Origin of the sequence: Pseudoalteromonas rubra, from assembly GCF_000238295.3 — a bacterium.
Classification (GTDB): Bacteria; Pseudomonadota; Gammaproteobacteria; order Enterobacterales; family Alteromonadaceae; genus Pseudoalteromonas; species Pseudoalteromonas rubra.
In genome coordinates, this window is sequence record NZ_AHCD03000035.1 from 562311 (window position 1) to 580346 (window position 18036).

Sequence of the window (18036 nt, forward strand, 5' to 3'; positions counted from 1 at the left end):
ACATGAGTTTTTTACTTTTAGAAACCACTCGAGCATGATAAGGCATAACTCCGAAACAGAATATGCAATATAGCAGATAAAAAACAACTCCCATTATTCAAGGATACTCCCAAAGCTTATAACGCCATGATCTGAGGCAAACCGAAGCGCTGCATAGGTTTTGCCCAAGCTGCAATTTGTTAAGCTCCATATACTTGAAACGCCTCTTTTATGTCGTATTGACAATATTCCCCAAATTGCCTTACTAACTTCATCTCCTGATAAAATTAGCGATTTCACACTTTTCAGGTTCACGCTTATCTCTGCTGTTTAAATCTTTAGCTTCAACTATCAACTCTGAGCGACTAGGTAAGTGTTCGGGTAGTCTAATATTGGTGACTATACCAAGGTTATGTAAAGCATTTAAAACCCACCAACCAGGATCTGGCTCATCTTTGTATAACCCCAGCATCGCGGAGCCAGGAAATGCGTGATGATTGTTATGCCAAGCCTCACCCATAGAAAGAAATCCTGCAATTCTTACGTTATGACCTTGCACAGCAGCACCATCTACAGACCAGTTGCGCTCTCCCTGATTATGGGCGAAATATCCTATTAGCCAATGCCCTCCAATTGAAACAACCACACGGACTGAGACACCCCATATGGCCCAACTCACACCACCTAACATATATAAGACAAAGGCTAAGATAAAGGACTGAAGCAACCAGGTTGATTCGAGAAATTGATAGAAGCGACTTCTAGAAACCCGCGGCTCTAGATTAAACGTCGGAGGGTGCTTTAGCTTTAAATCGCAATTTAATTGCCACCAACCGTCTTTAATCATATTTGAACCGTGGAGCAGGTAGTCGTGACACTTTGATTGACGTTGCGCCCAATCGCGAAGGTCATGCTGTCTAAGCATACCAATTGGGCCAGCCATACCAACTAAGACACCTAGATAGACAAAAAGATATTCCATCCATAGGGGGCACTCATAAGACCGATGAATAAGCAACCTGTGCATACCCAATGAATGGCCTAAACAGAGCGTGATGCCTGTTAAGGCGATAAAAACGAGAAAGCCGGAAAGTGAAAAAAACAATGGTGCAGCAAACAACGAAACGAACAAATTTGATAAAAACCAAATTGATTTAGCTGGACTCCAAACTACCTGCCCCTGCCATGCACTTTCAGAATTATTAGAAAAAACTCTTTCGGTATTCTTCATACTTTCCCTGGAGATAGTTGACGCCGATAGAACTGGCCAAAAAACTGTTGGCTATCGTTTTGTGAGACACAAACAAAACCACCTTTCTTTGTCCGCCTTTACAACTTTGTTATGTGAGTAGTTTAACTGCTTAATCAGCTGCTCCTCCTGAATCGCCATCAGTGTCAGAAATTGCTGAACCGTCTTTCGAACCTGTGGGCTCTATATACGTACCGCCACTCACATTCACCCATTGACCTTTAAGTTTTACGTATTTCTGCAAAATATTATGCACCATAATCGAGCCAAATATAGGAACCAATAGTGCCAATAACACTAAATTCATTTTTTCAAATGCAGTTCTAATTGGACAACTCAAAACCGCATAAGCGGCAGAGGCAAACACTAATAAATGAACCAGTAGCAATACTAGATAGATTGGCCAGCTTTCCATAACTCTCCTATTTCATTTAACGCAAGCTTTTGTTTTACCTATTTTATTTCTCTAAAAAGCAATCAAGTAGCAATACCATAGGTAATACCACCATCCTACACGATGTGCTCAGAAAAAACTGCCCCAGATTCATGTTCAGCATCTAGGTTCATTAATCCTGGCATCGACACTTTGCGCGATAGCAATCCACTTTCACTCACTGAGCTGGGCCGAAGTATGAACATCTTTGTCGTCACTAAGCACAATATTAAACGTATTGTCTCGCTTTACGCCAAGCGCATGCAAATCGAAAATAGGCTTCGAGACATAGTATAAGCCGATGCACCATCGGCTCGATATGCTGTTGTTGCTCTCTTTACTAGCGACGATTATCCTCTGGTGGATCGGCCAATATGCTCAGCACTCAAATTAGCAACGACTGTCAGTCTTGGCAAAGAGATTAGGCGACGAAATGATTGTGTTATGACAGGAAAGCAACCGCGCCAGGCTATACGTGAATACGTGCGCTTGATACATCAACTTGGGAGGCCTCAATTGACTAAGATGTGAAATGAAGCGGAACCGAACCAAACTCTAACAGTCCTGCTTGAACAGCTTGCTATACGCACTTACAGTAGTTTTTGTATTACTCTGGTACAACCCTCGTTTGAATAGGTAATTGCCATTTCTAAGTTTTCTAGATTTGATGGGTAACCCTGCAATACTGTTTCTGCGTTATTGTTCTTAACTTCGTAGGAGATTGGAAACCAAAACTCTGCAACTTCTCCTTTTGTTAAATCCATGCGTTGAATTTTAAGGCCTTCAACTTCTACAGGAGCTGACACAACGACTCTATTCATCTGGGGGTGGTTATCGTTTTTATATAAACGATCAGAAATACTTCCAATGACATCTATTTGAATTTTTAGCTGATTCTGTTCTTTAGTGCATTCTGCATGCGCTAAGTTAAAAAACACAAGAGCTGTAAAAAAAATCTGAGTTTTCATATGCGTATTATGCCCGATTAAAATACGGAGAATACTTGGCCAAAACTAGCGAAGTATGAATGCCAGCCAAGCATTTGACGTCATTTTTGATGTGTTTGTTATGTTTTCTTAGCTACCAATCTCGCCACTCCTTCCAGTTCTTAAGAAGCCTGGAATTAGCTTGCTGCAACGCATTCACTTGTTCATCAGGCCACCACTGGGCTAAGTCAACACTTTTCAGATTGGGTAAGTTATGCAATGGCTCAAGGCTTTTATCAAGTACTCTCGTATTTACAAGACGTAGACGCTCTAAATTCTTTAAGCTCCTTATAGGAGATAGCGTATCTAACTTTTGAGTTGTCCACGTACTTCCGTTTAGGCTAAGAACTTTTAGATTCATTAAATGAGCGAGCTCCCGGATATCTGAAATATTTTTTATATTTTCAAATGCCAGCCACTTAATATTAGTTAGTTGTTCAATTCCATTTAAATTACCTAACTGAGTAGAGCTCCCCAAGTTGAAGTACACTAAGTTAGATAACTTTTTAAAATTGATGTGCTTTATACTAGAGTGTTTTATCGAAAGGCCTCTCAAATTAGGCATGTCACAAATGGCATCAAAAAGGTTTTGATTAACTTTTGGCGCTACCCATAACATTTCAACACGCTCTAAGGTTGGCAATATTTTAACCCAACCATCCCGCACTTTCTTTTCTTGGTATGCACTTAAGCCTAACTTATTAGAAGGACCGCACAAAATAAGCTTGTCATTATCAAAGCCTTCTTCAATATAAAACTGCTCTTCTGGCTTATCCAAAACCCATTCATAACCTGAATAGTCAGCTTCATTCCAATTGATCGACAAGTGCGTACTCTCCTGAAAACATAACGCCATGCTCTGAGGATCCCCCAGACATTCGCAATAAAATCAATACAATGGATGCTCACGCCACCCTTTGAACAAATTTATTTCGCCCAAAGCTAACAAGATAATATCACCATGCGTGACATCACTATCCTACACGATGTGCTCAGAAAAAACTGCCCTCAAATTCATGGTCGGCGTCTTGATTCACTAATGCTGGCAACCGAAATTTGCTCAATAGCAATCAACTTTCACTTATTGAATTTGGCCGGAATATTAATAGGCCTGTCACTGACAAAAACATATTAAAACGTGTGGTTCGCTCGCTTAGCAATACCGCCATGCTTACAATCGGCTTGTTATTTAACGCTTTAATACCCGCCTGCTTTGCGCATGCAAATAGAAGAAAACTTTCGAGAGCTAAAAAGAACTCAATGATGAAGGGCTCCCCCATCGCTGCGTTAAGTCATGAGCAGCGCCACCGCCTTAACCAAATTATTGTGCAGTGTTCACAAACGTCGACTCAAACCAAAAACGTTGAGCGTTGGGGAACTGCATTAAAGCTTTGTTATGTGAATGATCGATTGAAGCGTCTAACTTTTGTACGCATATTTTTCATAGGTGACGACGTATTAAACTGAATCATGCGCCCCAGAGTCCATTGCTCATACCAGGCAACACCATACAACTCATGGTCACTTAAGCTTGAAATAAGTAAAAGTATTTCATTAACCGTAGACTCAAGCTCAATCAGTAAATCATCGTATTTCCAGTTACGATACTCATCATGGAAGCTGTCAGCGAGCAAGCCCAATTGATTCCATTTGTAGCCTGTTTCGGGAAAATCTACGTGTTGATTTTGAGATTTCAAGCGATACCATTTAAGTACGAGCTTTCCCCAACCAATCAAATAAGCCACCGTATCACTGACGCTGATGAGTGTGCCTTTAATGTTTCCTTCAATGCCTAATTTACGAGCGTTACTTTCTGGAGTTAAACGATAGTCGGCCATAAGCTTCTGAAATATCGAGTTTATCGCTAGCTCCAGTTCGTCCTTATCTCTTGGTACAGAAGACATTTTGACCTCCGGTCACATTAAAACTTCAATAACGGGCTCAGCTTTGCGTCTGGCGTTGAAGGTGCGTAGTTGATTGACTTGTTACGATATAGCTAATCAAGCGTACCTAAACTATTTTTATGCACTATTTTCCATTCACTTTTTTGGGTAAAACCTTGCATATTTCTGATCTCATTCTCTGTGAATTTAATCAGCTCTTGTTCAGATAATTCTAAATTTACAGCAAACTTACAAGGTTGATTAACATGCCATGGTGTATCTGTGAAAATCTCAAATCGATTGTTTTCAGGATCACGAAAATATATGGACCACGTAGTGCCGTGAGATACGGTTTGTACACTGATCCCTGAAATTGACTTTAATGATGAATTGAAACGCTTCAACTCATCAATACCTTTCACTCTAAAAGAAATATGATCTACTGGACTTTCAACACTCCTGCGCGATTGCACTGGACTTAAAACAATTTGATGGTGCTCTTCTAGGCTGCGGCTTAAAAAAACCATACCATTTTGACCTTCACCCCTATCAGTGACAACAAACCCTAATTTACTCGTATAAAAATTTTCCATCTTTGTTAAGTCTTGAACGTATAATTCAATATGACTCAACTGCATGTTTGGAAAAACAATTTCATCCTTAGTTTCCATTTCCACCCTTATCCTAATGCCTTACTAATACGCGCATACATGCCTGGCTAAAATTAACGACGAAGGAGCGCAAGCCAAGCATATTGCGCCCTTTTGAGTAACTTGTTAGCTTACTTTATATTGAGCTAAGCAACCTTCACCACACCAAAAATCATAATCAAACGAAGAAGGTGTAGCAACTAACTTTGTACCAAGTTTATATAAGGTTAATAGCCGTTCATTGTTAGTTGCTTTTATTTGTTGCAAAAACTGTTCAACTCCTGCTTTTGAGCGAGTTTCATACTCTGTCATCACAGCATCACCAACAATGATGTAAGCACAGCTTAAGAAGAAATCTTTTTTAGGACAACTTGCGTCACAGGATAACTCAATAATTAAATCTGCAAAGTGAAGTTCAGCTACAGACAAATCAAAATCTTGACCTGGCCAAGGTGAGTCCGATTCAAAAGCCCATGCTCGAATTTCTTCCATTTGTGGTTTCCACTGTTCTTGCAACTTGACTCCTGAAAGCGAAAGCCCGCACAAAAGGCTAGTAAAACTCCGCTACAATTGGTTAGGCATGAACCAAACCCAGCTTTAGCAGCCTAGCACTAAATTGGCTTGTTTTACGGAATTAACGTTTTTTGCGATTCATGTATTTATAAATGGAATCATAACCAGTTACTCCATATAACAAAAACATCAAACCTAATAGTATTTGAAATATTTGGTTAAGTACTTCAGTTAAGCCGCCGTATATCGGGTTAATTAAAGCCAAAAACCCAATCAAAATAAATACTATACCAACAACAACGCCAAGCAAACGCATAATTAACTTTTTAGTTGTCACAAGTGCAGAGCCTCCGATTACGTATAACGTTGCCATAAGGCGCGTCGCATTTGATGGCATGCTTAGTTGACGACAATACCGATTGCACCAAATTTAGTGCCCGTTATTTTTTTAAACAAACCCATTTCCACCATAACATCCATAACCCGAGACATATCATGGTACCAGTCAATTATACCCTCGGGCATAGTTAAAGACTGTGTTGTATCAATAAACTCGGCAAAGAAATATGGGTCAAGTACACCAAACTCCTCGCCATACCAGATTGGTACCTCAATAACCTGACCCGAATCGATATTTTCGCAATAAAAATGCGCACCATGATGATAACACCGCCAGCCATCAGGAAAGAGCTGTATTTCGTCAGACTTATCCCACAATTCAGTTAGCGGAATGTCATTCAATTCGGTGATTTGTCTTGCTAACCACTCTGATTGCTTTCTAAACTCGCTAGCTGCATGCTTAATCTCTGGAGTTATTCGATAAATTTCCGATTTGGAGATGACCTGCATTATTGTTACGTAACTCCAGTACTTTCGGCTTCCGGCAGCAAAAACACTGTAATTCTCAGGTAATTCACGCCTTAATCTGACTATCAATTTCTCCCTTTTTGAATAGGACATCCAGGAGGGAAATGCCAGTACTAAATGTCTCTCTCGCTCTACCAATCTTATGAGTTTTTCAACCGGTGGCAGGAAAAAAGATGATATGTAATATCTACGAATAGGATCAGGCATTCGACCACCTAACGCCGTCTTAAACGGCTAAGTAATTGTTGACTAAAGTGTGAAGCAAAGCAGAACCGAGCCAACTTTACTTATCCGCTACTTTATGGCTTTCTTATGCCGTTAAGATACCGATACAACCAAAGGCAAACTTCCAGATGCAAAATAACTAGAATCACATGCTTCGTCCCAGTGATTGTGTTCACCTGGCACCGCGTCTAATTCGAAATTAAAAAATGACGCTAACACTCTAAGACTTTCCAGATTACCGCTAATCTTAACTCCTTCATTATCACTAAATGTTGCACACGCGGCACCAGAACTAATACACACTTTTAACTGTGCTTCTAGAAATTCATAAGGTTCAGGTGAACCCGAGTTATCAAACGTAAATGTACGATTATAGGCATCATTGGCGTTTTCAAGAGAACGCTGAATTTCAGCTAATTCTCTAATAGAGCCTGAAATTTCCAATTCATCAATAGTTCGAAATAACTTCATAACTGTTTAAGCGTATAACGCGTCTCTTACCTGGCGGAATTTTTGTTCACAAAATTATGACAGCTTTACGCTGCCTGGTGAAGTGGCTTGTTATATTTCGCCTACACGTATGGAATGGTACAAAGTTCTATTTTACCTTGTTTATCTATATCCCGTAACGCAGCCTCAATTATTGATTCAGATATTTCTGAGACCAAAATCATGTGCGAAGCTCCATAATGGAATCGGACTTTCGTCCCTTCTACCCAATCACCACATGCTGACATACCTTCAGGGGTGAAAAAGAAACACCACCTTTTTTCTCCAGAAGTAGTCGTTATAGCTACTTCAATAGCTCCGCTTTTATGTCGCTCAATTGGGTCTTCAATTTCGATAAGTTTAATATTCATAATGAAATATAACGTCACCACAGGGGAAATAAGTTGCTTACTAGCTGTTGAAGAACAAAAAAAGAAAACTTTTCCCTTATTTATTAGCTTGTTACATAGCCTTTCTCACCCAAAAAAGATGTAAAACTATATGAATTATTAAGAAAATAGCTGGGCATATAAACAAATAGAACTCAAACCAGCCACTACCAATTTCAAACATTTCACCGTCAAAATTAACACCTGACCAATAAGCAAACACCAGAGCCAACAAGCCCAAAATGAGAAATACCAACCGAGTTTCATGTTTAAGCTTTAACCCCCAACTTACTGAAGTTAAAGCAATGTAGCCAAATATTCCAAATACTGAGGTTACAATCCACTTAAGGCTAAAAACAATAGGCAAGTCAAAAATATTACCAACTGCGCCAATTAAAGCGAAAAGAGCAAGGATCGTAAGTAACGTTGATGGAACCCAAGCCAGAATAGTAGTTAACCCTATTAGCAGATTTCTCATAAGCCTCCTTGTCTATATAGCGATAGCGCACGCGTATTGGCACGGACTCGCGAGCGTCCTAATTGACACGCTTGTTATATTTTATTTTCGATTTCATCTTGTAGTTTTTCAAGCTCATCAAGGACTTTCATAAATTTGGCCCCGAAATCAGTAACTTTATACTCCACCCTAGGTGGCACCTCATTGTAAGAAACTCGCTCCAGGATCCCAAACTCCGTATTTTTACGCAGACACTGGTTCAGAACTTTGGTGGTTAAGCCTTCAATGCTGCGCACCATTTCACCAGGCCGATTGATTCCATCAGCCAAGAGCTGATAAACCGTAAGAGACCATTTGCAGCCATAAATAGTCTCCACCATCTTTGCACTTTCAGTCGGTGCTGTTTTTCTCAAATATTTTTTTTCTCTATCTTTCATAAAGATGTACCAAAAAGTACCTACCTTACCAATTTGTACTTACTTTTTAACGCTAAGGTGATTCGATAAATTATCTCCGTACCTTAACATATATCGGAGAATATCTATGACAACTTCAAACATTGCATTAATCGTCGGTGGTTCGAGCGGAATGGGCTTTGCAACAGCAAAACAACTCGTCGCTCAAGGGAGCAGTGTGATTATCTTAGGCAACAATGCTGACAAACTGGAGTCGGCCAGGTCTCAGTTAACCGCAATCGCGAGCAATGACATTAGTATTGAGACATTACAAGCCAATCTCTATGAACAACAAGATGTTGACAGAGTCATTCAAGCGATAAACTCGGACGAAAGGCATATCCAATACCTTGTTAATTCGGCAGGTTACTTCAACCCTAAGCCATATTTGGAACACGGAATAGAAGATTATGATGCTTATGCTCTACTGAATCGGGCTACCTTCTTTATTAGCCAAGCTGTATCCCAAAATATGCGTAACAATGGAGGCGGCTCCATTGTTCATATTGGTTCAATGTGGGCTAAGCAGGCGATCAAAGCAACCCCCTCTTCTGCTTATTCCATGGCAAAAGCAGGATTACACGCGTTAACGCAGCATATGGCAATGGAACTGGCCGACCATAACATTAGGGTAAATGCTGTGTCACCTGCTGTAGTGAAAACGCCAATTTACGAAACTTTTATCGATCCGGCAGAAGTGGATGATGCCCTTGCAGGTTTTGACAGTTTCCACCCCATTGGTCGTATTGGCACACCAGATGACGTTGCCAACGCTATCATGTTTCTATTGAACGAAAGTGCAAGCTGGATAACAGGCGCAATTTGGGATGTTGACGGCGGTGTTATTGCTGGCAGAAATTAGGCAACAATCTTTATTGGAGGTCAATATGACTACTTTAATCAATGCAGATTTCAAGCAACGTGTCGTCATTCAACCCGCCGACTATAAATGGGTTGACTCTCCGATGCCTGGCGTTGAGCGCATGATGCTTGACCGCGTTGGAGATGAAGTCGCACGAGCGACCTCTATCGTTCGTTACGCACCATACTCAACGTTTTCATCACACACTCATAGTGGTGGAGAAGAATTCTTAGTACTTGATGGTGTGTTTTCGGACGAGCATCAAAACTACGCAAACGGGAGCTATGTGCGCAACCCAATAGGTACATCTCACACACCAAAAATAGGTAAAGAAGGAGCAACTATATTGGTAAAGCTACATCAATTTGCTCAGGACGACACAAAACAAAAAATGATAGACACTCAGAACCACCCGTGGCACCAAGGGCTTGTAGATGGGCTAACGGTGATGCCGTTGCATGAGTTTAAAGGTGAGAAGGTCGCCTTAGTTAAATGGTCACCTCATACTCAATTTCAATCGCACACCCATTGGGGAGGGGAAGAAATCTTTGTATTAGAAGGCACATTTTACGATGAGCATGGCCAATATCCCAAAGGCACCTGGCTTCGTAATCCCCACATGAGCCAGCACACGCCTTTTACGAAAGAGGATGGCGCATTGATTTATGTAAAGGTGGGTCATTTGTAAATATAACGCTCACATAAGGCCCCATGCACGCTTGCTGGTATTTTGGGGCCTGGTGCCGATCCAGCAAGCGTGCAACGGGCTGATTTTAATGCGTTTGTTAGGTATTTCTGCGCTGTATTTGGCTTTCAATCTTCTGCATGAAGTTCTGTGCGCCAAAGCACCTAAATTTAAAGATCCCGTACGGTGTTGTGACAGCGATGATTTTCGTCAAGAAGCCAAATTCAAGGTCAATATTAAAGATATGCGCTAAAGGAATGCTAAGGGCATTGTCGCCCTTATGGAATATTTCGTTCAAGGTGTTTGGGGTAAAATTAATATGATCTTGAGTAAGGGTGACTGCTCCCCCAACCCAAAGGCCACCATATGCTTCCTTGAACTGACTCAGGACTGATTCAACTACCAGTTCGTGAAAATCGAAGCCTGACAGGTCTGCCAGATTTCCGACCAGAGATAGATCTTCTTTTGCATCTTCGATTAAAAAGTTACAAAGCTTTTTAGCTATTTTTAAATTTGACATATACTTCCGTGATGTATGCCCAGCGCCCGCCTAAGCGATAAAAAATTTTGGCGCATGTTTTTGAAAAAAGCGACAGGATTTTGCATCCGAATTGCATTACTTGTTATAAACCTACTTCAAATACCTAACTAGTTTTTCTTTAAAAACCAACCAATAACAACCAGCAATGCAAATAACACTCGAATAGAACTGGAATGCGACATTAACGCTGTCTGTTGAATTTATGAAATGAATCCCAGGAAAAACCAACAAAAAATTTGGGATAATTATATTCAGAAACTTGTAATCTTTTCGCCATAAATAAGGACTAACAACGCCAATAATTAGCCCTATAAGAATACCAGTTAAGATTGCAAAATCGGCTCTATCATAATTAGCAAGAAGAGCAATCAATGCAGATAAGCCAAACGCGGTAATCCAAACTGACTTTTCAACAAGCTTTGAGTTATGTCTCGCTAAATCTGAATTTATCATTTATGTTCCATAGTTTTATAACGCCGTTTTAACCGGATAAAAATAGCTGGCTAAGAAACTTGTAAAGCACGAACAAAGCCTACTATTTTGGGTCCATTGGTTAAACATTTTTTTTGGTGTTTTATTTTACAGGCCTAGTAAGACAAACATTTCCTTCATACAAAAAAGCCACTGCATTGTTTCTTTCCAAGCATTCCTCTCTTGTGAATCCATTTACCCTATCGGCAGTACATTGTTCATAATAAGCTAAACACGCTAATCCATCATTGATTTTTCCCAAAATAAAACAAGTAGGATTAAAGCGCCTTTCAAGAAATACAAACTTCTATTGTTTTTTATTTTCACGCTCACCTCAATTGACACCTAAATTTTCCTGGTGGAGCCGCTTGTGACAGCATCAGTGGTGCGCAGGATAATAAAGTTCATGCATGATAAAAACTAATTGCTGTTGATTATTGAAAGTGAAATACATTTGTAAATCACCTTTTCCTAACGATGTATCATGACCTGGCAGCTTAATTGTAGTAACCAAGCCATAACCTTTTTCACACGAAGACATCGGATACTCAAACTCTTCGGTACAGTTGTTATAAAACTGCACCGTTCCTTTCTTTTGACTTAAAACCTTATATACGTCGGCCAGCATCTTCCCTTTCTGGAACTGCAACATATATTCTTTTGCCCACTTACTATCGTCTTCAATTGTATCGCTTGCACATGCGTTAAGTGAAACAACGAAAAGTAGAATTGCTAAATATTTCATAGGCTATAACGTTTTGTTAAGGGGCAACCAAAACACAGTGTAGGCTTTCCCATGGAGGCCACGTTTTTTGTGGCCGGAATGTATTTGAGCAACTTGTTATGTTCTGCTTTGATATTCATGTTTAATCTCAGTCGCTAGCGACCAAGCTTTAGATTGTAATGAGCTGAAATTTTCATTTTTACGAGTTGTACGGGATAAGTAGTAATCATTAAATGAACCCATACCGCCATAGGCACCCAATACTTTTTCTACACCACTGAAATCGGATTGTATGATCCTTTTTCTAGCTTCCTGCATCCAAATTAACCAATTCTCGTTTCCATCATCTTTTAGATAAGAAATCATTTCATCTAGAACGGCTACCAATTCTTTAGTTTTAGGTCCCATGTTTCCCTACACATAACGCTCGTCGAAGGCGAAAAATGCTTGGCTAAAATTTGTGCGGCACGAACAAAGCCAACTGCTTTTTGTCCGCCCCGTTTGATTTGCTTTGTTGTGAATGCCTTTGAAATGATAAAAACCAGCTATTACCCCAGACGGTATAATAAGTTCTATATACGTTTCGCACACGGCAAGAGCTTGAAGATCTTGAACGATTATCCCTATTGCAATCTTTACCACTGTACATAACATCAATGCGTACACCACCAAAGAGGAACTCTTTAATCCAAATATCCATACTTGAAGCTTTAGCCCACTCTTGATTAGGCAAACCTAAAACTTTATGAACTTCACCTCTTTTTAGGTTTTTATGAGCTTGTAAAGAGTTGCTCCACAACGTGTATGATGGCATTGCTAATATAAACACAGCTATTAATGAGAGTAACATGATCGTTATTACTGTTTTTTTAATCACGCTCGATACCCCCGGCATACATAACACCTTACTTATAGACGCAATGATGCTTGGCTAAAATTAGCGAAAAAAAGGAATACAAGCCAGCGTTTTGCGTCCTTTTAATTGGCTTTTTAGTTTACTATTTCGAGTCAACTTTATTCGTACCTGCTGGCCCTTCAATTATAGCTACACCACATTTGTTTGCTATAGATTGTATTGAGTCTTCTAGCATTTTGTAGCCAAGTTCATCCGCGCCAATTGGTTCTAATGAAAGCACATATCCATATTTTAAATCTGGTTCCAATTTTAATGCTTGAGCGGTGGGCTTCTCTGAACCATCCAATTTCTCTAGAATCAACTGCCAATCCATTTTAGGGCTGGGGTATACATAGGAAGTAAAATCATCCCATTTTTCCTCACTCCAATCGCCTGATCTTGGGAGAACAGCTGGTAAAGCCGCGATACAAGTAACCCAAATTGCAACATCCATGCTCATATATTTCTCCTAGTAAACTAAAGCCCCACTTTAATTCGCTTGTTATAACTACATTACTACACAGTCAATTTCTGTTTCAACTAACCATTTTTCGTCAATGAAACGGCTTACCTCAACAAAAGTACAGGCTGGTTTTATAGCTGAAAATAGTTCACCATGAGCTTTTGCCGCTTCTTCCCATTGAGAAATATCGGTAAGCATAATCCGAGTTCTAACAACATCACTAATATTCCCTCCAGCTTCTTCTATCGCACCAATTGATAGCTCAAGGCAATATTTGGTTTGATTGTATACGTCATCAATATAAACAGTTTCACCATTCTTTATTGGGGCAGTCCCTGAAACAGAGATTTGATTTCCGACACGACAGGCACGAGAAAAACCTATTGGTTCTTCAAGGTGCGAGCCTGAACTTACAGTTTTTTTCATAGGTCGACCTGTAGTTATAACGCAGCGCTCAGCCGCTGACAAAACAAATAGCAGTTTTGGAAGTTGGTTGCAGCGCCTTGTGATATTCCTGTTCACATAGCCTATTTCAGCTTTTTTGTCATACGTTTAGCCTGCCATTCCTGGAGGTAAAATGTCAAATTTTGGAACATTGTTAGGAAAGGTTGCCCACGATGGTGCTGAAGATGCGTAAATCGACATTTTTGGAGTGAAGTTATTATTTTTTAATGAAGTTGCCGATACAGAGTAAAAATCACCCGCTGTTACTTCTGCGCATAAAGCCGTACTACAAGTATTACAGAAGTGATAATGTACCTCTTTTCCTGAATCTCCAGAACGTGTATACGAGGAAGGTGTACCTTTCGTAAAAGAAAAGTTTTCTCTTGGCACCCAAAGCCCAAACCACTTATCCGACCCAGTAAGCGCTTGACAGTCCTTACAATAGCAAAAAGTAGAATTTATAGGATCATTATCAAAGCAAAATTCAATGTCACCGCAACGACAACTTCCAATGTGTTTTTCCATGCTATCTCCAGTGTGGTTGATTCCAAAAATGGATAGGATGAACTCAAATTCATATTGACTTTCTCCATCCAAAGGTCGACTTCATCCTAGAGTAGAATTTATATATGATAAAGAACATATATAAATATGGAAAAGCTTGGCCTTATGCCCTACACAAAGGAACACAAAAATAAAACTCGTGAAAAAATTCTTGATAGTGCTTTCAGGCAATTTGTATTAAAAGGTTTTGAAGGCATTACAATCGATGATTTGATGGGAAGCTGTGGGCTTACCCGAGGCGCTTTTTATGCGCACTTTACGAGTAAAGCAGAGCTTTACCGTGAAGCATTAAATTTCGCTGCCAGTAGTACCAAGCTTGCCAACCTTAAGCCTGATGATTTATCAAATAAACAATGGCTATGTCTGTTATTGAATGAATACCTAAGTCTGGAACATGTAAAAGGAAAAAATTCATGTCCGCTAGCGTTCTTAGTTACAGACATCAACATGAAGAATGATGAAGCAAATATAGCTTACGCTAACACTTTCCATGGTATGAATACAGCAATTATGGAATACGCGGAAAGTTACACGGATTGTGACAAGCAAGATATTTTGTCCGTAACTGCAATGATTATCGGGGCAGTAGCTATAGCAAGAAAGCTTCAGGATCCAGATTCTATTCATAGCTTATTAGAAGCATGCAGGCGAGAAGCAGGCGCAAAGTTGGGAGGAATATAACACTTTGCTCTGAGGAATCCCCAGATAATTCTACCTTAAATCAATATGATGGACACGCACGGTATTGTTTGATCTAATTTATTTCGCCAAAAACCAACCAGATAACAACACCATGCGTGATACAACCATCCTACACTATATACGCAGAAAAAACTGCCCCCGTATTCATGCCCGGCGCCTTGATTCATTAATGCTGGCAACTGAAACTTTGCTCGTTAGCAATCAACTTTCACGCACCAAGCTGGGTCGAAATATGAAGGGCCCTGTCGCTGCTAAGCACAATATCAAGCGTATGGGCCAGCTGCTCGGCAACACCGCCATGCATAACGACCGGCTTGCTATTTACCGCTTTCATGCGCGCCTGATATGTGGCGCTAATCCCTTGCAAATCGAAGAAAGCTTTCGAGACGTTAAAGGCCCCCAATACGGTATGGGCCTGAGACATAGTAACAGCCGATGACCCAACCAGCGCGATATGCTGCTATTACTCGCAAAGTGTTTTTCAAGTGAGAGCGACCATTATTCTCTGGTGGGTCGGCCTATATACTCAGCACTCAAATTGGCAACTAAAGTTCCAGGCAAATACCATCAAAGATCGTGCTGTGCTGTACTGTTGACTGTCAGACTTGGCAAAGAGGTTAGGCGAGGAGCGATTCTGTTATAACGGGAAGCAACTTCGCTGGGCTATTCGTAAATACGTGCGCTTGATACATCGGCTTGGGAGACTTAAATTATGAGGGGATCCTCCAGCGCCCAAATAACAGGCTAATAAAGCTTGGCTATAATTGTGAGCGAATCGGACCAAGCCAAGCTTTATTGGTCCGCGTTGACTTGCTTGTTAGGCTTACTCATCACTGAAATATATGTATCAGGAACAGATATAGCGCCGTTATACATAGAAAATTTTTCAAAGTCGATTTTCGAAACAACATAGCCCCTTTTTGACAGCTCTCTATTGATATCTCGAAACAATGTTGTTGATTTTAACGCTTGATCATATGCTCTCATTACAGAGTGGAGTGCTGGGTTGTGCAAATTACCAGAAGACTTCTTAGCTGCAACTAATTCAGAGCTATAATATTGTTGGTAAAATTCCAATAACTCATTATTTGTTTTTTCTGACGACTGGCCAATAAGCCGAATACTAAACTCCTTTCGAGTGAACTCCAATACCTTGAAAATATCCTTAGCCTGATACCCTTCACTTTTAACTAAAGCCAACTCTAGACTTGGGGTTGCTCCATATCTTTTGAACTCTAATATTTTCAACTCAGTTGAGTGAGAATAGCGAGTATAAATAAGCAATGAAAAAATAATCAGTATGTGAATTTTCACTATTCTTCCTCGTAAGCCTAAGGCCTCACTCTGAGGAATCCCCAGATATTCATATTTAAGATCAATGTGATGGACACGCACGGTATTGATTGATCCTATTTATTTCGCCAAAAACCAAATAGATAACAACACCATGCGTGATACCACCACCCTACACGATATGCTCAGAAAAAGCTGCCCCAAAATTGATGCTTTACGCCTTGATTCATTAATGCTGGCAACTGAAACTTTGCTCGTTAGCAATCAACTTTCACTCACTGAGCTGGGTCGAAATATGAAGGGCCCTGTCACTGCTAAGCACAATATCAAGCGTATGGACCGGCTGCCTGGCAACACCGCCATGCATAACGTGCGGCTTGCTATTTACCGATTCCAAGCGCGTTTGATATGTGGCGCTAACCCCATGCAAATCGAAGAAAGCTTTTGAGACCTTAAAGGCCCCCAATACGATATGGGCCAAAGACATAGTAACAGCCGATGCCCCAACCGGCTCGATATACTGTTATTACTCGCCCAGTGTTTTTCAAGTGAGAGCGACCATTATTCTCTGGTGGATCGGCCTATATACCCAGCACTCAAATTGGCAACGAAAGTTCCAGGCAAATACCATCAGAGGCCGTGCTGCGCTGTCGACTGTCAGGCTTGGCAAGAGGTTAGGCTACGAAGCGATTATGTTATGACGATGAAGCAACTACGCTGGACTATACGCGAATACGTACGCTTGATACATCGGCTTGGGAGGTCACAATTATGGGAGATCCCCCAGCGCCGCAGATAAACGGCAAAAATTAGTTGGCTAAGCTAGTAAGGAACGAACAAAGCCAACTTTTTCCGCCCTTTTTTATTTGCCTTGTTAGGTATAAAAATGCCTTACTAGAGAAAATAAAGCTAATAAAATAAGTACAATAAGCAGTAGTTGGTGGACTAAATAAAAGCTGTTTATGGCTTTTAAGCGAACACTTGAAAAATACGCCTTTTTATAAACCAACCCGAAGCTAAGCATCACTGAAAACATAGCTAAGATGAGAGCCAAAGCTATCAGCTTAGCAATAAATGGAGTTAGTAAATTTAAAAAGCTAGAGCCTGCTAATGCGATAAACATAGTGAGAGTTGCTGTTTCAAAAACGGCTTTAAATTTTACTTTTGATATTTCCAATTGCACAAATGCTCAATGTATGTCTAACGCCCCAATAAAAAGCTAAAGATAAGTTACTTATACTTTGGCGGGGTACGTACAACAAACCAATTGTTTTTTGCCTTATCACTTTATTGGCTTGTTAGCTTTATTTACTACTGTTTAGCCAAATTAAAGTAACCTCAGATATGGGATTACATGAAGAAACTTTTATTGTGCTGAACTCAACACCAGTGGGTATAGGTTTAAAAGTATGAAATGTAACATAGCTTTTATCTTGTCCTACACTACCACCTGTTTCATCTAATAAAGCAACTTTACCATCATTGGTAATCAATTCTGCTTTTAAACAGCCTTTCGGGTAAGCTTCTGAAATATTATTTAGACCTGCAACCACATTTTCATATTTTCCAACAATGTGGGTTATATCAACCTCAATCTTTGCCCCTTGGTTAATAGCCGAGATTGGCTCTTCAAGAACAATGGTTGTTGGTATTTCATTAACATTTATAGGAGTTGTATTGATTATTGTTTGACTGCTAAAAAGCATCCAGTTTAGTAATGCCCAAATCCCCTTCAGTATATCCAATTTAGTTCAAACTCCAGGTAAAGCTAGCGCCGCCGTAAGCAGACGAAAATAGAGGGCTACAATCTTGTAGCG

At 40.2% G+C, this 18036-nt stretch carries 27 protein-coding genes and 3 pseudogenes; 6 read left to right on the forward strand and 24 right to left on the reverse strand.

Features of this window, described 5'->3' with window-relative positions; all coding sequences use genetic code 11:
• Nucleotides 1–250 precede the first annotated feature (250 nt).
• The 4 genes from PRUB_RS13510 to PRUB_RS13525 form a co-directional block, all read right to left on the reverse strand.
• On the reverse strand, nt 251–1210 hold the full coding sequence (locus PRUB_RS13510; protein WP_040644897.1) for an acyl-CoA desaturase: 960 nt from the start codon (nt 1208–1210) through the stop codon (nt 251–253).
• Between the two features lie 130 nt (nt 1211–1340).
• A complete protein-coding gene (locus PRUB_RS13515) occupies nt 1341–1643 on the reverse strand; it encodes a hypothetical protein (RefSeq protein WP_010386353.1) in 303 nt (100 codons plus the stop codon).
• A 608-nt stretch (nt 1644–2251) separates the two neighbouring features.
• A complete protein-coding gene (locus tag PRUB_RS13520; RefSeq protein WP_010386351.1) occupies nt 2252–2629 on the reverse strand; it encodes a hypothetical protein in 378 nt (125 codons plus the stop codon).
• Nucleotides 2630–2741: 112 nt separating this feature from the next.
• Nucleotides 2742–3473 carry a leucine-rich repeat domain-containing protein gene (locus PRUB_RS13525; protein WP_040644895.1) on the reverse strand — a complete coding sequence of 244 codons (732 nt, stop codon included), beginning with the start codon at nt 3471–3473 and terminating at the stop codon, nt 2742–2744.
• A gap of 135 nt (nt 3474–3608) precedes the next feature.
• Here PRUB_RS13525 and PRUB_RS26760 point away from each other — a divergent pair.
• Nucleotides 3609–3808: pseudogene (locus PRUB_RS26760) on the forward strand (IS4 family transposase); the annotation flags it as partial.
• 233 nt (nt 3809–4041) lie between these two features.
• Here PRUB_RS26760 and PRUB_RS13530 read toward each other — a convergent pair.
• The 9 genes from PRUB_RS13530 to PRUB_RS13570 form a co-directional block, all read right to left on the reverse strand.
• A complete protein-coding gene (locus PRUB_RS13530; protein WP_010386349.1) occupies nt 4042–4551 on the reverse strand; it encodes a ClbS/DfsB family four-helix bundle protein in 510 nt (169 codons plus the stop codon).
• A gap of 92 nt (nt 4552–4643) precedes the next feature.
• Entirely contained in the window at nt 4644–5201 is a 558-nt protein-coding gene (locus PRUB_RS13535) for a VOC family protein (RefSeq protein ID WP_010386348.1), read from the reverse strand.
• Between the two features lie 105 nt (nt 5202–5306).
• Nucleotides 5307–5696, reverse strand: coding sequence for a hypothetical protein (locus PRUB_RS13540; protein ID WP_052026436.1), 390 nt, complete (start codon nt 5694–5696; stop codon nt 5307–5309).
• 118 nt (nt 5697–5814) lie between these two features.
• Entirely contained in the window at nt 5815–6066 is a 252-nt protein-coding gene (locus PRUB_RS13545) for a DUF2892 domain-containing protein (RefSeq protein WP_010386346.1), read from the reverse strand.
• Between the two features lie 26 nt (nt 6067–6092).
• Nucleotides 6093–6767, reverse strand: coding sequence for a DUF6896 domain-containing protein (locus tag PRUB_RS13550; protein WP_010386345.1), 675 nt, complete (start codon nt 6765–6767; stop codon nt 6093–6095).
• Nucleotides 6768–6878: 111 nt separating this feature from the next.
• A complete protein-coding gene (locus PRUB_RS13555; RefSeq protein ID WP_010386343.1) occupies nt 6879–7256 on the reverse strand; it encodes an Imm32 family immunity protein in 378 nt (125 codons plus the stop codon).
• A 101-nt stretch (nt 7257–7357) separates the two neighbouring features.
• Entirely contained in the window at nt 7358–7645 is a 288-nt protein-coding gene (locus tag PRUB_RS13560) for a hypothetical protein (RefSeq protein WP_040644892.1), read from the reverse strand.
• A gap of 91 nt (nt 7646–7736) precedes the next feature.
• The gene (locus PRUB_RS13565) at nt 7737–8141 is read right to left on the reverse strand and encodes a hypothetical protein (RefSeq protein ID WP_010386340.1); all 405 of its coding nucleotides are present in this window, start codon (nt 8139–8141) and stop codon (nt 7737–7739) included.
• 74 nt (nt 8142–8215) lie between these two features.
• The gene (locus PRUB_RS13570) at nt 8216–8557 is read right to left on the reverse strand and encodes a winged helix-turn-helix transcriptional regulator (RefSeq protein WP_010386338.1); all 342 of its coding nucleotides are present in this window, start codon (nt 8555–8557) and stop codon (nt 8216–8218) included.
• 100 nt (nt 8558–8657) lie between these two features.
• On the opposite strand from PRUB_RS13570, the gene PRUB_RS13575 reads away from it, so the two are divergent.
• Nucleotides 8658–9437 carry an SDR family NAD(P)-dependent oxidoreductase gene (locus tag PRUB_RS13575; protein ID WP_040644891.1) on the forward strand — a complete coding sequence of 260 codons (780 nt, stop codon included), beginning with the start codon at nt 8658–8660 and terminating at the stop codon, nt 9435–9437.
• A 25-nt stretch (nt 9438–9462) separates the two neighbouring features.
• Nucleotides 9463–10125, forward strand: a complete 663-nt coding sequence (locus tag PRUB_RS13580) for a cupin domain-containing protein (RefSeq protein ID WP_040644912.1) — start codon at nt 9463–9465, stop codon at nt 10123–10125.
• Nucleotides 10126–10222: 97 nt separating this feature from the next.
• Here the strand turns inward: PRUB_RS13580 and PRUB_RS13585 are convergent, their stop codons facing one another.
• The 8 genes from PRUB_RS13585 to PRUB_RS13620 all read right to left on the reverse strand — a co-directional run bounded on the left by PRUB_RS13585 (nt 10223) and on the right by PRUB_RS13620 (nt 14185).
• Nucleotides 10223–10642: a hypothetical protein gene (locus PRUB_RS13585; protein WP_010386331.1), complete on the reverse strand. Its 420-nt coding sequence runs from the start codon at nt 10640–10642 to the stop codon at nt 10223–10225.
• Between the two features lie 111 nt (nt 10643–10753).
• Entirely contained in the window at nt 10754–11116 is a 363-nt protein-coding gene (locus PRUB_RS13590; RefSeq protein ID WP_010386329.1) for a hypothetical protein, read from the reverse strand.
• Between the two features lie 397 nt (nt 11117–11513).
• A complete protein-coding gene (locus PRUB_RS13595; protein ID WP_010386327.1) occupies nt 11514–11879 on the reverse strand; it encodes a hypothetical protein in 366 nt (121 codons plus the stop codon).
• 96 nt (nt 11880–11975) lie between these two features.
• Nucleotides 11976–12266: a DUF6966 domain-containing protein gene (locus PRUB_RS13600; RefSeq protein WP_010386325.1), complete on the reverse strand. Its 291-nt coding sequence runs from the start codon at nt 12264–12266 to the stop codon at nt 11976–11978.
• A 43-nt stretch (nt 12267–12309) separates the two neighbouring features.
• A complete protein-coding gene (locus PRUB_RS13605; RefSeq protein WP_198452354.1) occupies nt 12310–12735 on the reverse strand; it encodes a hypothetical protein in 426 nt (141 codons plus the stop codon).
• Between the two features lie 121 nt (nt 12736–12856).
• Complete coding sequence (locus PRUB_RS13610; protein ID WP_010386321.1) at nt 12857–13213, reverse strand: hypothetical protein; 357 nt, start codon at nt 13211–13213, stop codon at nt 12857–12859.
• Nucleotides 13214–13261: 48 nt separating this feature from the next.
• Complete coding sequence (locus PRUB_RS13615) at nt 13262–13642, reverse strand: RidA family protein (RefSeq protein ID WP_010386319.1); 381 nt, start codon at nt 13640–13642, stop codon at nt 13262–13264.
• A gap of 126 nt (nt 13643–13768) precedes the next feature.
• Nucleotides 13769–14185: a GFA family protein gene (locus PRUB_RS13620; RefSeq protein ID WP_010386317.1), complete on the reverse strand. Its 417-nt coding sequence runs from the start codon at nt 14183–14185 to the stop codon at nt 13769–13771.
• Nucleotides 14186–14311: 126 nt separating this feature from the next.
• Here PRUB_RS13620 and PRUB_RS13625 point away from each other — a divergent pair, with 126 nt between their 5' ends.
• Together PRUB_RS13625 and PRUB_RS26765 are read left to right on the forward strand one after the other, a co-directional pair.
• Nucleotides 14312–14905: a TetR/AcrR family transcriptional regulator gene (locus tag PRUB_RS13625; RefSeq protein WP_010386315.1), complete on the forward strand. Its 594-nt coding sequence runs from the start codon at nt 14312–14314 to the stop codon at nt 14903–14905.
• 112 nt (nt 14906–15017) lie between these two features.
• Nucleotides 15018–15296 (forward strand): annotated as a pseudogene (locus PRUB_RS26765) (IS4 family transposase); the annotation flags it as partial.
• 422 nt (nt 15297–15718) lie between these two features.
• Here PRUB_RS26765 and PRUB_RS13635 read toward each other — a convergent pair.
• Nucleotides 15719–16240, reverse strand: coding sequence for a hypothetical protein (locus PRUB_RS13635; protein ID WP_021032831.1), 522 nt, complete (start codon nt 16238–16240; stop codon nt 15719–15721).
• Nucleotides 16241–16373: 133 nt separating this feature from the next.
• On the opposite strand from PRUB_RS13635, the pseudogene PRUB_RS13640 reads away from it, so the two are divergent.
• Nucleotides 16374–17018: pseudogene (locus PRUB_RS13640) on the forward strand (hypothetical protein).
• Between the two features lie 75 nt (nt 17019–17093).
• On the opposite strand, the gene PRUB_RS13645 reads toward PRUB_RS13640, so the two are convergent.
• Entirely contained in the window at nt 17094–17402 is a 309-nt protein-coding gene (locus tag PRUB_RS13645) for a hypothetical protein (RefSeq protein ID WP_010386308.1), read from the reverse strand.
• Nucleotides 17403–17523: 121 nt separating this feature from the next.
• Nucleotides 17524–17964 carry a hypothetical protein gene (locus tag PRUB_RS13650; protein WP_155946310.1) on the reverse strand — a complete coding sequence of 147 codons (441 nt, stop codon included), beginning with the start codon at nt 17962–17964 and terminating at the stop codon, nt 17524–17526.
• Nucleotides 17965–18036: the final 72 nt, after the last annotated feature.

Coding starts and splice junctions, on each gene's coding strand:
- PRUB_RS13510 (WP_040644897.1), bottom strand. CDS start 1,210: ATGAAGAATACCGAAAGAGTTTTTTCTAATAATTCTGAAAGTGCATGG.
- PRUB_RS13515 (WP_010386353.1), bottom strand. CDS start 1,643: ATGGAAAGCTGGCCAATCTATCTAGTATTGCTACTGGTTCATTTATTA.
- PRUB_RS13520 (WP_010386351.1), bottom strand. CDS start 2,629: ATGAAAACTCAGATTTTTTTTACAGCTCTTGTGTTTTTTAACTTAGCG.
- PRUB_RS13530 (WP_010386349.1), bottom strand. CDS start 4,551: ATGTCTTCTGTACCAAGAGATAAGGACGAACTGGAGCTAGCGATAAAC.
- PRUB_RS13535 (WP_010386348.1), bottom strand. CDS start 5,201: ATGGAAACTAAGGATGAAATTGTTTTTCCAAACATGCAGTTGAGTCAT.
- PRUB_RS13545 (WP_010386346.1), bottom strand. CDS start 6,066: ATGGCAACGTTATACGTAATCGGAGGCTCTGCACTTGTGACAACTAAA.
- PRUB_RS13550 (WP_010386345.1), bottom strand. CDS start 6,767: ATGCCTGATCCTATTCGTAGATATTACATATCATCTTTTTTCCTGCCA.
- PRUB_RS13555 (WP_010386343.1), bottom strand. CDS start 7,256: ATGAAGTTATTTCGAACTATTGATGAATTGGAAATTTCAGGCTCTATT.
- PRUB_RS13560 (WP_040644892.1), bottom strand. CDS start 7,645: ATGAATATTAAACTTATCGAAATTGAAGACCCAATTGAGCGACATAAA.
- PRUB_RS13565 (WP_010386340.1), bottom strand. CDS start 8,141: ATGAGAAATCTGCTAATAGGGTTAACTACTATTCTGGCTTGGGTTCCA.
- PRUB_RS13570 (WP_010386338.1), bottom strand. CDS start 8,557: ATGAAAGATAGAGAAAAAAAATATTTGAGAAAAACAGCACCGACTGAA.
- PRUB_RS13580 (WP_040644912.1), top strand. CDS start 9,463: ATGACTACTTTAATCAATGCAGATTTCAAGCAACGTGTCGTCATTCAA.
- PRUB_RS13585 (WP_010386331.1), bottom strand. CDS start 10,642: ATGTCAAATTTAAAAATAGCTAAAAAGCTTTGTAACTTTTTAATCGAA.
- PRUB_RS13590 (WP_010386329.1), bottom strand. CDS start 11,116: ATGATAAATTCAGATTTAGCGAGACATAACTCAAAGCTTGTTGAAAAG.
- PRUB_RS13595 (WP_010386327.1), bottom strand. CDS start 11,879: ATGAAATATTTAGCAATTCTACTTTTCGTTGTTTCACTTAACGCATGT.
- PRUB_RS13600 (WP_010386325.1), bottom strand. CDS start 12,266: ATGGGACCTAAAACTAAAGAATTGGTAGCCGTTCTAGATGAAATGATT.
- PRUB_RS13610 (WP_010386321.1), bottom strand. CDS start 13,213: ATGAGCATGGATGTTGCAATTTGGGTTACTTGTATCGCGGCTTTACCA.
- PRUB_RS13615 (WP_010386319.1), bottom strand. CDS start 13,642: ATGAAAAAAACTGTAAGTTCAGGCTCGCACCTTGAAGAACCAATAGGT.
- PRUB_RS13620 (WP_010386317.1), bottom strand. CDS start 14,185: ATGGAAAAACACATTGGAAGTTGTCGTTGCGGTGACATTGAATTTTGC.
- PRUB_RS13625 (WP_010386315.1), top strand. CDS start 14,312: ATGGAAAAGCTTGGCCTTATGCCCTACACAAAGGAACACAAAAATAAA.